Raw genomic sequence first — 14,347 nt, 5'->3', positions numbered from 1 at the left:
CGCATAATAGCTATCTTTTATTTTTGGTATTCGTGTTTTCATGATCTATTCGAGTTCGACAACGGCAGTACCTGAGGTGGGCACGGTGCCGCGCCATGTGGCAATCATTATGGACGGCAATGGCCGCTGGGCAACCAAGCGCTTCCTGCCCCGCGTGGCTGGCCACGTGAAGGGTGCCGACGCCGTGCGCGGCATCGTCGAGACTTGCCTCGACCGAGGTGTCGAGTACCTGACCCTGTTTGCCTTCAGTTCGGAAAACTGGCGCCGCCCGGAAGAAGAGGTGTCGATGCTGATGCGCCTGTTCGTCACCATGCTGGAACGCGAAGTAGTCAAGATGCATGCCAACGATATCCGCCTGAAGGTCGTGGGCGACCTGTCGCGCTTCAATGAGCAGCTGCAAACCCTGATCGCCAATGCGGAGCGCAAGACGGCGAACAACACGCGTCTGACGGTGTCCATCTGCGCCAATTACGGCGGCCGCTGGGACATCATGCAGGCAGTCAATAAAATGACGGCCGAGGCGGCAGCCAATGGCCAGCCCGCCGGGAACGCATACACGGAAGAGCAACTGGCGCCGCACCTGGCCATGGCTTACGCGCCCGAGCCCGACCTGTTCATCCGCACCGGCGGCGAGCAGCGCATTTCCAATTTCCTCCTGTGGCAACTGGCGTACACTGAGTTGTTTTTTACCGAAACTTTCTGGCCCGACTTCAATGACGAGTGCCTCGACGCGGCAATCGCGTCTTACCAGCAGCGCGAACGGCGCTTTGGCCGTACCAGCGCGCAATTAACTGAAAAGACAAACTGATGCTGAAAACACGGATAATCACCGCCCTGGTCTTGTTGGCGGTCTTGCTGCCGGTTCTGTATCTGAATTATTTCCCTGCTTTCGCCGTGATCGCCACGGCGTTCTTCGGCGCCGCCATCTGGGAAAGCTTCCGCATTTTCAAAAATCGCCAGGCGCTGCTGATTGCTGCCATCTGGACCGCCGCCTTCGCGTATACGTTTTTTGTCGGTAACGGCATGGCGCAGCTCAATTTCTGGTTCGCCCTGTGCGTGGCCATCTGGCTGATCCGCTTCGTGCCTTCGCTGGCGACGGGCTTGCCGCCCACCGAAGGCCTGGGCAATACCTTGCTCAGCCTCGTGTACCCGGTGACCATCGTCGGCTGCTTCGTCGCCATCATCGCCCTGTTCCTGCATAGCCCCTTGTTCCTGCTGTCCGTGATGGCCCTCGTGTGGATCGCCGATATCGGCGCCTATTTCTCGGGCAAGGCTTTCGGCAAGCGCAAGCTGGCGCCAAGCATTTCCCCAGGTAAATCCTGGGAAGGCGCCATCGGCGGCGGCATCGCCGTGCTCGTCATTGCCGCCATCACCATCGTTGCCGCGCCATCGCTGCCGGTCTTGCAAGACACCTTTGCCGTGCAGCTGCAATTGCGCCGCGGCTGGCCGGTGGCCTTGCTGGTGCTGCTGCTGATCGTCGCCGCCAGCATCGTCGGCGACCTGTTCGAATCCCAATTGAAGCGCCGCGCCGGCATCAAGGACAGCAGCAACCTGCTGCCTGGCCATGGCGGCGTACTCGACCGTATCGACGCCTTGATCCCGGTCCTGCCATTTGCCGCCCTCGTGGCCAGCTGGCTTTAAGGAAACTCATGCAATACATCACCATTCTTGGCGCGACCGGTTCGGTCGGCGTGTCCACCCTGGACGTGCTCGCGCGTCATCCCGAGCAATATAGCGTGTATGCGCTGAGCGCGCACAGCCGTGTGGCCGAACTGGCCGCCCAGTGTCTGCAATTTCGTCCCCTGCGCGCCGTCGTCGGCACGGCGGACGCCGCCCTTGAACTGACGCGCTTGCTGCGCGGGCAGGGCGTCGATACGCAGGTCGAGTATGGCGTGGACGCCCTGTGCGCCATCGCCAGCGCGCCGCAAGTGACGGGCGTGATGGCGGCCATCGTTGGCGCGGCTGGCTTGGCGCCCACCCTGGCGGCGGCACGTGCTGGCAAGAAAGTATTGTTGGCCAATAAGGAAGCGCTGGTCATGTCCGGCCAGCTGTTCATCGATGCCGTGCACGATAACGGCGCCGTGCTGCTGCCGATCGACAGCGAACATAACGCCATTTTCCAATGCATGCCGCATGCCCATGGCCGCGCGCCTGGCGCCGCTGGCGTGGCGAAAATCGTGCTGACGGCTTCCGGTGGCCCTTTCCTCACGCGTGACGTCGAAACGCTCGACACGGTCACGCCGGACCAGGCCTGCAAGCACCCGACCTGGGCCATGGGCCGCAAGATTTCCGTCGATTCGGCCACCATGATGAACAAGGGCCTGGAAGTGATCGAGGCGCACTGGCTGTTCGGCGCGCCGGCCGACCAGATCGAAGTGCTGATCCACCCGCAAAGCGTGATCCATTCGATGGTGTCGTACATCGACGGTTCCGTACTGGCCCAGCTGGGCAATCCGGACATGCGCACGCCGATCGCCCATGCGCTGGCGTATCCGCAGCGTATCGCTTCCGGCGTGGCGCAACTTGACCTGGCGCAAGTGGCCACCTTGCAGTTCGAACGTCCCGATTTCCGCCGCTTCCCCTGTCTGGCGCTGGCCTTCGACGCCCTGCGCGCGGGCGGCACGGCGCCGGCCCTGCTCAACGCGGCCAATGAAGTGGCCGTGCAAGCCTTCCTCGACGAGCAGATCGGCTTCCGCCAGATCGACCGGGTCATCGCCCACGTGATCGAAACGGTGCCGCACGGCGCCGCTTCCAGCATCGAGGCCGTGATGGAGCAGGACCGCCTGGCCAGAGAGGCTGCGCAGGCATACATTGCCCAGAGGCTGGCCGCATGACCTTAATTACCACCTTGCTGGCGTTCATCGTTGCGCTGGGCTCGCTGATCACCTTGCACGAACTGGGCCACTATCTGGTGGCGCGCTGGTGCGGCGTCAAAGTGCTGCGTTTCTCGATCGGCATGGGGAAAGTGGTGTATTCGCGCAAGTTTGGCAAGGATCAGACGGAGTGGGCGATTTCCGCGCTGCCGCTGGGCGGCTATGTGAGCATGCTCGACAGTCGCGCGCAAGACCTCAGCGATTTGCCGGAAAGCGAATTGCGCCGCGAATTCACGCGCCAGAGCGTGTGGCGCCGCATCGCCATCGTGGCCGCCGGCCCGCTGGCCAATTTCCTCGTCGCCATCGTGCTGTACGCGGGTCTGTTCATGCATGGCATCGAAGAGCCGTCGAGCAGGCTCGGCCCCGTGGCCGAAGAGACGGCCGCCTACGCGGCCGGCTTGCGCAGCGGCGATACGGTCGAGGCGGTGAATGGCAAGGCCGTGGCCAGCTGGTCCGAGCTGCGCTGGGAGCTGATCCAGGCCACCCTTGACAAGCAGCCGGCGCGCATCGAAGTGCGCCGTCCCGACCGTGGCCAGCAGGAGGCGACCTTGCCGACGGCCAGCCTGACGGAGACGGACCTGGAAGGCGACGTGCTGGGCAAGCTGGGCCTGACCCTGGCCCGTTCCGCGCCTACCTTGATGGAAATCATGCCCGGTGGCGCCGCCGCGCGCGCCGGCCTGCAGAAAAACGACCAGATCCTGGCCATCGACGAACAGCCCGTGCACGACGTGGCGGCCGTGATCGCCACCCTGAGCCAGGCGCCGGGCCGGACCCTGCAATTGCAACTCTTGCGCCAGGGCCAGGACCTGACCCTGTCCATCACGCCGGACGCCGTGCCTGGCGCCGGGGCAGAGGGAGCTGTAACAGTTGGTAAGATACAGGCAAAGCTGGGACAGGTGCCGGATATGATCACCGTGGCATCCGGACCGTTCTCTGCCGTGGGCAAGGCGTCCACCAAGGTCTGGGATACCAGTGTCATGAGCCTGAAAATGCTGGGCAAAATGATCACCGGCCAGGTCTCGCTGAAGAATGTGACGGGTCCCATTACCATCGCCGATTATGCGGGCCAGACGGCGCGCATCGGCCTGGTAAGCTACCTGAGCTTCATCGCCTTCATCAGTATCAGTCTGGGCGTGATGAATTTGCTACCCATTCCTGTTCTGGATGGCGGGCATTTGCTGTATTATTCGCTGGAAGTTTTGACCGGACGCCCCTTGCCGGAGCGCGTAGGCGAGATTGCCCAGCGCCTGGGGATCGGTTTGTTGCTGACCTTGATGGTGCTTGCCGTCTTTAATGACGTGTTGCGATTGCTGAATTAGGGCGGTGGTTGATGCCATTGCGTGAGTCGCACAAGCAATCTTTTGTGTATGTTGTCCATTGATTTACCCATTGAATAACCCCAATGAAATTACATTCTGCTCGTTTTGCCTTGCCTTCCTTTCGCCGCAGCCTGATCGGCGCCGCCGTCATGGCCATCTGTTCCGGCCACGCGCTGGCCGTCCAGCCATTTACTGTCAAGGACATCCGGGTCGAAGGGATCCAGCGTACCGAAGCGGGCACCGTCTTTGCTTACCTGCCGGTGCGGGTCGGCGAAACGTTCTCCGACGAGAAGAGTATCGCCGCCATCAAGGCCCTGTATGCGACGGGCATGTTCAAGGATGTGCGCCTGGAAGCCGATGGCGACGTGCTGGTGGTGCTGGTCGAGGAACGTCCGGCCATCGCTTCCGTGGCATTTACGGGTACCAAGGAATTTGAAAAGGATGTGCTGGTCAAGGCATTGAAGGAAATCGGCGTCGGTGAAGCCAAAATTTTCGACAAGGCATCCGTCGACCGCGCGGAACAGGAACTCAAGCGCCAGTACCTGTCGCATGGCCTGTACGGCGTGAAGATCACCACCACCGTCACGCCGATCGAGCGCAACCGCGTCAACGTGGTGTTCGCCGTCGACGAGGGCGACGTGGCCCGCATCAAGCAGATCAACATCGTCGGCAACAAGGCCTTCACCGACAAGGAGCTGCGCGAGCAGCTGGCCCTGAACACGGGCGGCTGGTTCAGCTGGTACACCAAGGCCGACCAATATTCGAAGACCAAGCTGACGGGCGACATCGAGGCGCTCAAGTCCTACTACCTGGACCGCGGCTATATCGAGATGCAGGTCGACTCGACGCAAGTGTCGATCACGCCCGATAAAAAAGACATTTACCTGACGATCAATATCACCGAAGGTGAAAAGTACAAGATCGCCGGCACCAAGTTCGAAGGCGAGATGTTCGGCCGCGAAGAAGAGCTGAAAGCCCTGAACCTGATGCGCGAAGGCGAGATCTATTCGGGCGCGCGCCTGACGGCCACCAACAAGCGCATCCAGGACCGCCTGGCCACGTTCGGCTACGCCTTTGCCAACGTCAACGCCAATCCGGAAATCAACCGCGAGAAGCATGAAGTCGGTTTCACCTTCTTCATCGATCCGGGCAAGCGCGTCTACGTGCGCCACATGAATATCGCCGGCAATACCACCACGCGCGATGAAGTCATCCGCCGCGAATTCCGCCAGTTCGAATCGTCCTGGTATGACAGCAACAAGATCAAGCTGTCGCGCGACCGTGTCGACCGTCTCGGCTACTTCAAGGACGTGACCATCGACACGCCGGAAGCGCAGGGCACGACCGACCAGGTCGACGTCAACGTGACGGTGGTGGAGAAACCAACCGGCAACTTCCTGATCGGCGGCGCCTTCTCGCAATCGGAAAAATTCACCCTGTCGGCGTCGATTTCGCAGGCCAACTTTGCCGGTAGCGGCAACACGGTCGGCATCGAACTCAATACCAGCCATTACAGCCGCACGATCGCGTTTTCGCAAACCAATCCGTACTTCACGGACGACGGCATTTCGCGCAGCTTTGAAGTCTACCTGCGGACGACGGAACCGCCGGCGCTGAACATCGGCAGCTACAAGATCAAGCAAACCGGTGGCCGCGTCAGTTTCGGCGTGCCGTTCTCCGAAGTCGACACCGTCTTCTTCGGTATCGGCGCCGAGCGCTCGCGCATCGAGACCGACATCACCAGCCCGATCCGCTTCAAGCAGTACGTGGTCGACAATGGCGGCCCGTCTGACGGTATCGGTTCGGCCACCACCAACTCCATTCCGCTGACGGCGGCATGGCAGCGCGACAGCCGCGACAGTGCCCTGACGCCATCGATCGGCCGCTACCAGCGCATCAACCTGGAGGCGGACGTGATCGGCGACCAGAAGTACTTCCGTGCCATCTACGAGCACCAGTACTTCCGTCCGCTGTTCAGCAAGGTCACCCTGGCGCTCAAGGGCGAGCTCGATTACGGTCACGGTATCGGCAAGCACGTGTATCCGGTCTTCAAGAACTTCTACGGCGGCGGCATCGGTTCGGTGCGCGGCTACCTGAGCTCTTCGCTGGGCGCGGTTGAGCCGAGCACCAACGATGCCTTGGGCGGCGCTTCGCGCCTGATCGGTAACGCGGAACTGCAGATGCCATTCCCTGGTTCGGGAAATGACCGCAGCTTGCGCTGGTTCGGTTTCCTTGACGGCGGCCAGGTCTACCAGGAAGGCGAAAAAATGCGGATTTCGCAATTGCGCTATTCTGCTGGCTTGGGCATCAGCTGGATTTCACCGGTGGGCCCGCTCAAGCTGAGCTATGCCAAGCCGCTGAACGCCAAGCCGACGGACCGCCTGGAGCGCTTCCAGTTCCAGATGGGCACCGGTTTCTAACCGGCCATCTGAACCGGGGCGACAGCTTTTACTTTTTGACCATGGAGTATCATGAACACCGCATCCGCCACCCTGCCCAAGTCCCTTGCCATGATTGCATTGTGCTGGAGTTCGCTGTTGCCGGTGCAGGCGCAGGCTCAGGAGTCGAAGATCGCCTGGATCAGCAGCGAACGTATTTATAACGAATCGAGGCTGGCCAAGCTGGCCAGCGCCAAGCTGGCCGAAGAGTTCCGCTCGCGTGAAAAAGCCGTGCAGGAACTGGCCAGCCGCTTCAAGGTCGCCAACGAAGCCCTGGAAAAGGACATGCCGACCCTGAGCGAGGCGGAGCGCGCCAAGCGCCAGCGCGAGTTTTTCGAGCTGGACAAGGAGCTGCAACGCCGCCAGCGCGAGTTCCGCGAAGACTTGAGCCAGCGCACGAACGAAGAGCGCAGCGCCATCGCGGAAAAAGCCAACACCATCATCCAGCAGATGGCGCATATCGAAGGATATGACATCGTGCTGCAGGAAGCCCTGTGGGCCAGCCCGCGCATCGACATTACCGACAAGGTCTTGAAGGCGCTGGACAAGTAATATTAGAATAGAGGTAATTAGATGGGCACTCGACTAGGAGAATTGGTCGAACGCTTCGGCGGGCAATTGGCGGGCGATGCCAACCTGGAAGTTACAGGCATCGCACCGCTGGCCGACGCCGGCGCTTCGCACATCAGCTTTCTCAGCAATAGCAAATTCCGCGCGCAGGCCGCCCAGAGCGGCGCTGCCGCGCTGATCCTCACGCCGGCCGATGACGCGCTGATCGGCGACGACTACGCCGGCGCGCGCATCGTCACACCGAATCCCTATGTGTATTTCGCGCGCGCGGCACAGTATTTCGCCGCCCTGCACGAGATCAAGCCGCCCGTGGGTATCCATGCCAGCGCCATCGTCGATGATGGCGCGCAGGTCGATGCGACCGCATCGGTCGGACCGCGCGCCGTGATCGAAGCGGGTGCCGTGATCGGTGCCGGCTGCGTCATCGGGCCTGGCTGCGTGGTGGGACGCGACGCCGTCATCGGCGCGGGCACGCAACTGCTTGCCAACGTGACCTTCCATGCGCGCTGCGTGATCGGCCAGCGCGGCATCATCCATTCTGGCGCCGTGATCGGCACCGACGGATTCGGCTTCGCCAACGAAGGCGGCGTGTATATCAAGATTCCGCAGACGGGCAGGGTGGTGATCGGTGACGATGTCGATATCGGCGCCAACACCACCATTGACCGCGGCGCCCTGGCCGACACCATCATCGAAGATGGCGTCAAGCTCGATAACCAGATCCAGATCGGCCACAACTGCCATATCGGCGCGCATACGGCCATGGCCGGCTGCGTCGGCGTGGCCGGCAGCGCCATCATCGGCAAGTACTGCACCTTTGGCGGTGCCGCCATGGTGCTGGGCCACCTGACCATTGCCGATCGCGTCCACGTGGGCTCGGGCAGCATGGTCTCGCGTTCGATCGCGGAGCCTGGCCAGTACACGGGTTTTTATCCGCTGGCCAAGAACGCCGACTGGGAAAAGAGCGCCGCCATCGTGCGCAACCTGTCAAGCATGCGCGAAAAGATCCGTGCGCTTGAAAAAACAATTAAAACACTGACCACGCAAGACGAAAAATGACTACTGAAAAAAAGACCCTCGACATCCTCGCCATCAAATCGCTGCTGCCGCACCGCTACCCGCTGCTGCTGGTTGACCGCGTGCTGGACTGGGAAGCGAACAAAACCATCACCGCCATCAAGAACGTGACGGTCAACGAAGAGTTCTTCCAGGGCCATTTCCCGCACAAGCCGGTCATGCCTGGCGTGCTGATGATCGAAGCGCTGGCACAGACGGCGGCCTTGCTGTCGTTCCTGTCGATGGGCGTGAAGCCGGACGAAAATTCGGTCGTGTACTTTGTCGGCATCGATAACGCGCGCTTCAAGCGCCCCGTCGAACCGGGCGACCAGCTGAAGATGGATGTGGAAATCCTGCGCGTTTCGCGCGGCATCTGGAAATACAAGGCCGTCGGTACGGTCGACGGCAAGCTGGCGGTGGAAGGTGAACTGATGTGCACCATCCGCAGCGCGCAGGATGCGAGCCAGTCTGCGAGCCAGCCAGCGGGGCAGTGATATGGCGGCCATCCACTCCACGGCAGTCATCGATCCGAAGGCCGAGCTCGACAGCTCGGTCGAAGTGGGTCCGTACACCATCATCGGTCCGCACGTGCGCATCGGCGCTGGCACCAAGGTTGGCCCGCACGTGGTCATCGATGGCCACACGACGATCGGCAGCGACAACCACCTGTTCCAGTTTTCTTCCATCGGCGCGCAGCCGCAAGATAAAAAATGGGCGGGCGAGGCGACGCGCCTGGAAATCGGCGACCGCAACACCATCCGCGAATTCTGCACCTTCAACACGGGCACCGTGCAAGGTGGCGGCGTGACGCGCCTGGGCAATGACAACTGGATCTCGGCGTATGTGCACCTGGCGCACGACTGCCTGGTGGGCAACAACACCATCTTTTCGAACAATGCCCAACTGGCGGGCCACGTGGAAATCGGCGACTGGGTCATCATGAGCGGCTTCGCCAACGTGCACCAGTTCTGCAAGATCGGCGCGCACGCCTTTGTCGGCATGAGCACCAGCCTGACGCAGGACGTGCCGCCGTTCGTCCTGTTGAACGGCAATCCGGCGCAAGCTCACGGCGTCAATATCGAAGGCCTGAAACGCCGCGGCTTTACGCGCGAGCAGATCAACGGCATCCGCACCGCGTATAAACTCATCTACCGCTCGGGACTGACCCTGGAGGAATCCAAGGCAGCCCTGTTCGAAGAAGAAGCGGCGTCGTCGCCCGAAGTGGCGGAACACATTCGCGCCATGCGCGAATTCCTTGGCGTGGCGTCGCGTGGCATCGTCCGCTGACCAAGCCAGCGGCCTGCCGGTCGCCAATGTCGCCATCGTCGCCGGCGAGGTGTCGGGCGACCTGCTGGCCAGCCGGCTGCTGTCCGGCCTCGTGCCGCAGCTGCCCGGCGCGCGCTTCCACGGCATCGGCGGCGAGCACATGGCCAAGCAGGGCTTTGTGTCCGACTGGCCGCTCGACAAGCTGACCGTGCGCGGCCTGTTCGAGATCATTCCCCGCTACCGCGAGATCAAAGGTATTCAGAACGCGCTGCGCGACCAGTTGCTGGCCGAGCGTCCCGCCGTTTTCATCGGCGCCGACTATCCGGGTTTCAACCTGGGACTGGAACAGCAGCTCAAGGAAGGCGGCATCCCCACCGTGCACTACATCGGGCCGCAGATCTGGGCCTGGCGCGGCGGCCGCATCAAGAAAATCATCAAGGCTGTCTCGCACATGCTGGTGATCTTCCCCTTCGAGGAAGATATCTACCGCAAGGCGGGCGTGCCCGTCACCTACGTCGGCCATCCGCTGGCTGAAATGATTCCGTTGCAGCCCGACGAAGCGGCCGCGCGCCGCACCCTGGGCTTGCCGGAAGACGCGAATGTCGTGACCCTGATGCCGGGCAGCCGCATGGGTGAACTCAAATACAATACGGTAGCCTTTGTCGGCGCCTGCAAGCTGCTGCTGGCGCGCGACCGCTCCTTGCGTTTCGTCGCGCCCATGGCCGGCGAAAAACAGCGCCAGTACTTCCTGCAATTGATCGCGGAAGCGGGCTTGCAGGACGTCGAGATACTGCTCACGGACGGCGGCTCGCACACGGCCATCTGCGCCGCCGATGCGGTGCTGGTGGCGTCCGGCACGGCGTCGCTGGAAGTGGCGCTGTACAAGAAGCCCATGGTCATCGCCTACAAGATGATGCGCGCCTCGTGGGAAATCATGCGCCACATGGGCTACCAGCCATGGATAGGTTTGCCGAACATCCTGGCGCGCGACTACCTGGTGCCTGAGCTGCTGCAAAAGGCGGCCAGCCCGGAAGCGCTGGCCGAGGCCATGTGGCAGCAACTGAGCGACGTGCCGGGCCGCTTGCGTCTGGTGCAGCGCTTCACGGACATGCACCACAGCCTGCTGCGCGACAGTGCGCTTGAAAGCGCCAACGCCGTCATGCAGGTCATCGCCGCCAACCGCAAGTAAGCCCGATCACCGCTTCAACCGCAGTACCAACCAAAGATTCAACGTGAAAAATATCTATCCCGGCCTGTTTGACGACTTGCCATTCTCGCTCGATGAAATCATCTGCGGTGTCGACGAGGCAGGACGCGGTCCGCTGGCCGGCCCCGTGTTCGCCGCCGCCGTGATCCTCGACCCGAACCAGCCGATCGACGGCTTGCGCGATTCGAAAAAACTCAGCGAAGCCAAACGCGACCTGCTGGCGCCGCAGATCAAGGCCAAGGCCCTGGCCTGGGCCATCGCCGAAGCGTCGGAAGAAGAGATCGACCGCCTGAACATTTTGCAGGCATCGATGCTGGCCATGCGCCGCGCCGTCGAGGCGCTGGCGACCGTGCCGACCCTGGCCCTGATCGACGGCAACCGCTGCCCCGTGATGCCGATACGCGGCATGGCCATCATCGGTGGCGACGACAAGGTCGATTCGATTTCCGCTGCCTCGATCCTGGCCAAGACGGCGCGCGATGCGGCCCTAGTGCACCTGCATGCGGCCTATCCCGAATACTGCTTCGACCAGCACAAGGGTTACGGCACCAAGCTGCACCTGGAGCGCCTGCACCTGCACGGCGCCTCGCCCGTGCACCGCCGCTCGTTCGCGCCCGTGCGCAACGTGATCGCCCTGTTCGGTGGACAAGAGGTGGTGGCATGAAGACGATTACCTCGCGCGACAATGCGCAATACAAGGATTTGCTGAAACTGGCGGGCAGTTCGCAGGCGCGCCGCAAGTCGGGCCGCACCCTGCTCGACGGCGTGCACCTGTGCCAGTCGTATCTGCAGCTGCGCGGCATGCCGGAGCAATGCATCGTCAGCGAAAGCGCCTTGCAGAACCCGGAAGTGGCGGACATCGTCGGCCAGCTGGAAAGCCAGCGCGCACACGTACTGGGCTTGCCGGACGCGCTGTATAACGCGGTGAGCCAGGTCGAACACGGCGTGGGCGTGATGTTCCTCGTCGAGACGCCGGAACGGGCCGTCACGCAGCCCCTGAGCGTGTCGGCCGTGCTGCTCGATAATCTGCAGGATCCGGGCAACGTGGGCTCCATCCTGCGCAGCGCGGCCGCCGCCGGCATCACGCAGGTGTACTGCAGCGCCGGCACGGCCTTCTGCTGGTCGCCGAAGGTGCTGCGCGCGGCGATGGGCGCGCACTTCGTGCTCGACATCTTTGAAAACGTCGACCTGGCGGCGCTCGTTTCCGGCGCCAAGGTGGCGACGCTCGCTACCAGCGGCTATGCCACCCAGCGCCTGTACGACGTCGACCTGCGTCAGCCCGTCGCCTGGCTGTTCGGCCATGAGGGGCAGGGCGTGGCCGACGACCTGCTGGCTATGGCGACGCACCAGGTGGTCATTCCCCACCTGGGCCAGATCGAATCGTTGAACGTAGCCGCCTGCGCCGCCGTCTGCTTCTTCGAGCAGCTGCGCCAGGGGCAGGCCTGAACACGCCATGGCTTTCCCTGTGCTTGCCGACGGTGCGGCCCGCGACGCGGCCTGGTGGCGCCAGGTGGCCGCGTTGTATCCCGCGCCGCCGGACGCCATCGTCAATCTCGAACACGGCTATTTCGGCGCCATGGCCGCACCCGTGCAAGCGGCCTTCGAGCAGGCCGTGCGCTACACCAACGAGCAACTGAGTCCCTTCGTGCGCGGCGAGTTTACGCGCACGCATGTGGATATCCTGCGCCAGCGCGTCGCCGCGCTGATCCACGCGCAGCCGCACGAGATCCTGCTGACCCGCAGCGGCACGGAGTCGATGCAGGTGCTGATCACGCAATACCATGGCCTGGCGCCCGGTGATACGGTGCTGTGGAGTAATCTCGATTATCCGGCCATGCGCACGGCCATGCGCTGGCTGGCGCCGCGCCGCGGCGTCACCAGCACGCAAGTCAAACTGAGCTTGCCCATCGGCGATGACGAGATCATCGCCAGTTACGCGCAAGCCATGCGCCAGGCCGTCAAGCCCAGGTTGCTGCTGCTGTCGCAGGTGACGCCGGCCAACGGCCAGCAACTGCCAGTGAAGGCCATCATGGCGCTGGCGCGCGAACACGGCATCGACGTGCTGCTCGACAGCGCCCATGCGCTGGGACAGGTCGACGTGGACGTGCAGGCGATGGGCGTCGATTTCGCCGGTTTCAATCTGCATAAATGGCTGGGAGCGCCGGCGGGACTCGGTGTCGTGTATATCCGCGCATCGCAGTTGCACAAGATCGAACCGCATTGTGGCGACGACGATTATCCGCTTGACGATATCCGCAGCCGCCTGCACATGGGTATGCCGCCGATCGGCGCCATCCTGGCCGCGCCTGCCGCCTTGGACTTTCATGAGCGCCTGGGAGGCACGCCGGCCAAGACGGCACGCCTGGCCTGGCTGCGCGATTACTGGGTCAGCCGCGCCGTGCAACTGCCTGGCGTACGCCTGCTGTCGCCGCTGGATGCGCTGCGTGGCACGGCGCTGGTGGCGTTTGCCGTTGACGGCATGGATGCACGCGCGCTGCAACAGGCCTTGCTGCACCGTTTCGGGGTCTTTACCGTGCAGCGCAATATCGGCAATACCGATATCGTGCGCGCCACGGTGGCCGTCACCACCACCACCGGTGAACTGGACCGGCTGGTGGAGGCGCTGACAATGCTGTCCAGCGAAGTGAACTCCAGCCTGGCAGACACCTGACCAAACCGTAGCGAGCGCACGCGCAGCAGGTCTGGTCAGGTGTTTTTCTTAATACTCGCGGCGGTTCGGCTTGATTTCCTGGAGGATCGTCGTGGATATCTCCTCGATCGACTTGGTGGTCGACGACAGCCAGCGGATACCCTCGCGTTTCATCATTTTTTCTGCCTCGTTGACCTCGTAACGGCAATTTTCAATGGCCGCATACTTGCTTCCAGCGCGTCTTTCGTTGCGTATTTCCGACAAACGTTCGGGCGTAATGCTCAATCCGAAAATTTTATTCTTAAATTCCAGTAAGGCGGAAGGCAGCTTGTCGCGCTCGAAATCGTCGGGAATCAACGGATAATTGGCCGCCTTGATACCGTATTGCATGGCCAGGTACAGGCTGGTCGGGGTCTTGCCAGAGCGCGAAACACCCACCAGAATGACATCGGCCGAGGACAGGTTCTTGTGCGACTGGCCATCGTCGTGCGCCAGCGAATAGTTGATCGCCTCGATGCGATTCTTGTATTCCTCGCTGTCGACGATGTTGTGCGAACGCCCGATGGTATGGGTCGACATCACGCCCAGCTCCTGCTCCAGCGGGGCGACAAAGGTCTGGATCAGGTCCATGTGCATGCCGCTGGACTTGCGGATTACGGCCGACAGGTCGTTCTTCACCAGGGTCGAGAAAATGATGGGGCGCTGGCCATCGGTGGCGAACGCTTCATTGATCTTGCGCGCCGCCTCGTAGGCCTTGTCCATGGTGTCGATGAAGGGCAGGCGGATCTGGCGGAAGCGCAGATCGAACTGCGTCAGCACCGAGTGGCCGAACGTCTCGGCGGTGATGCCGGTGCCGTCGGAAACGAAGAAGACGGTGCGGGCCGCGGAGGGCAGAGGAGGGCGTGGTTCTTGTGTCATGGGTTTTCGGATCAAGATTGTGCGTCGTCAATTTGCGCCGCACAAGGTAA

Annotated in this window: 14 protein-coding genes; 13 read left to right on the top strand and 1 reads right to left on the bottom strand. The window is 62.4% G+C overall.

Going from position 1 to position 14,347, the window contains the following annotated elements:
• The first annotated feature begins 40 nt into the window (after window positions 1-40).
• The 13 genes from uppS to CSQ93_RS21885 all read left to right on the top strand — a co-directional run bounded on the left by uppS (window position 41) and on the right by CSQ93_RS21885 (window position 13,400).
• On the top strand, window positions 41-808 hold the full coding sequence (uppS, locus tag CSQ93_RS21945; RefSeq protein WP_099379865.1) for a polyprenyl diphosphate synthase: 768 nt from the start codon (window positions 41-43) through the stop codon (window positions 806-808).
• Entirely contained in the window at window positions 808-1,641 is an 834-nt protein-coding gene (locus CSQ93_RS21940; RefSeq protein WP_099379864.1) for a phosphatidate cytidylyltransferase, read from the top strand. The genes uppS and CSQ93_RS21940 overlap by 1 nt, the downstream gene beginning before the upstream one ends.
• 8 nt (window positions 1,642-1,649) lie before the next feature.
• A complete protein-coding gene (gene ispC / locus CSQ93_RS21935) occupies window positions 1,650-2,834 on the top strand; it encodes a 1-deoxy-D-xylulose-5-phosphate reductoisomerase (protein WP_099379863.1) in 1,185 nt (394 codons plus the stop codon).
• A complete protein-coding gene (gene rseP, locus CSQ93_RS21930) occupies window positions 2,831-4,192 on the top strand; it encodes an RIP metalloprotease RseP (protein ID WP_099379862.1) in 1,362 nt (453 codons plus the stop codon). The genes ispC and rseP overlap by 4 nt, the downstream gene beginning before the upstream one ends.
• A gap of 83 nt (window positions 4,193-4,275) precedes the next feature.
• Window positions 4,276-6,612, top strand: a complete 2,337-nt coding sequence (bamA, locus tag CSQ93_RS21925; RefSeq protein WP_099379861.1) for an outer membrane protein assembly factor BamA — start codon at window positions 4,276-4,278, stop codon at window positions 6,610-6,612.
• A gap of 51 nt (window positions 6,613-6,663) precedes the next feature.
• Complete coding sequence (locus CSQ93_RS21920; RefSeq protein ID WP_099379860.1) at window positions 6,664-7,182, top strand: OmpH family outer membrane protein; 519 nt, start codon at window positions 6,664-6,666, stop codon at window positions 7,180-7,182.
• 21 nt (window positions 7,183-7,203) lie between these two features.
• Complete coding sequence (gene lpxD, locus CSQ93_RS21915) at window positions 7,204-8,259, top strand: UDP-3-O-(3-hydroxymyristoyl)glucosamine N-acyltransferase (protein WP_099379859.1); 1,056 nt, start codon at window positions 7,204-7,206, stop codon at window positions 8,257-8,259.
• Complete coding sequence (gene fabZ, locus CSQ93_RS21910) at window positions 8,256-8,750, top strand: 3-hydroxyacyl-ACP dehydratase FabZ (RefSeq protein ID WP_046684969.1); 495 nt, start codon at window positions 8,256-8,258, stop codon at window positions 8,748-8,750. Before lpxD ends, fabZ begins: the two co-directional genes overlap by 4 nt.
• Window position 8,751: 1 nt before the next feature.
• Entirely contained in the window at window positions 8,752-9,543 is a 792-nt protein-coding gene (gene lpxA, locus CSQ93_RS21905) for an acyl-ACP--UDP-N-acetylglucosamine O-acyltransferase (protein WP_092610952.1), read from the top strand.
• Window positions 9,527-10,711: a lipid-A-disaccharide synthase gene (gene lpxB / locus CSQ93_RS21900; RefSeq protein ID WP_099379916.1), complete on the top strand. Its 1,185-nt coding sequence runs from the start codon at window positions 9,527-9,529 to the stop codon at window positions 10,709-10,711. Before lpxA ends, lpxB begins: the two co-directional genes overlap by 17 nt.
• 43 nt (window positions 10,712-10,754) lie before the next feature.
• Window positions 10,755-11,393: a ribonuclease HII gene (gene rnhB, locus CSQ93_RS21895; protein WP_099379858.1), complete on the top strand. Its 639-nt coding sequence runs from the start codon at window positions 10,755-10,757 to the stop codon at window positions 11,391-11,393.
• Complete coding sequence (locus CSQ93_RS21890) at window positions 11,390-12,175, top strand: TrmH family RNA methyltransferase (protein ID WP_099379857.1); 786 nt, start codon at window positions 11,390-11,392, stop codon at window positions 12,173-12,175. The genes rnhB and CSQ93_RS21890 overlap by 4 nt, the downstream gene beginning before the upstream one ends.
• Window positions 12,176-12,182: 7 nt before the next feature.
• Window positions 12,183-13,400: an aminotransferase class V-fold PLP-dependent enzyme gene (locus CSQ93_RS21885; protein WP_099379856.1), complete on the top strand. Its 1,218-nt coding sequence runs from the start codon at window positions 12,183-12,185 to the stop codon at window positions 13,398-13,400.
• A gap of 48 nt (window positions 13,401-13,448) precedes the next feature.
• Here CSQ93_RS21885 and ppsR read toward each other — a convergent pair whose 3' ends face one another.
• Complete coding sequence (ppsR, locus tag CSQ93_RS21880; protein ID WP_035818186.1) at window positions 13,449-14,297, bottom strand: posphoenolpyruvate synthetase regulatory kinase/phosphorylase PpsR; 849 nt, start codon at window positions 14,295-14,297, stop codon at window positions 13,449-13,451.
• Window positions 14,298-14,347: the final 50 nt, after the last annotated feature.

The sequence above is a fragment of the Janthinobacterium sp. BJB426 genome (genome assembly GCF_002735705.1).
In the GTDB taxonomy this organism is placed as follows: Bacteria; Pseudomonadota; Gammaproteobacteria; order Burkholderiales; family Burkholderiaceae_D; genus Janthinobacterium.
This window is presented reverse-complemented; position numbering and strand designations above follow the sequence as displayed.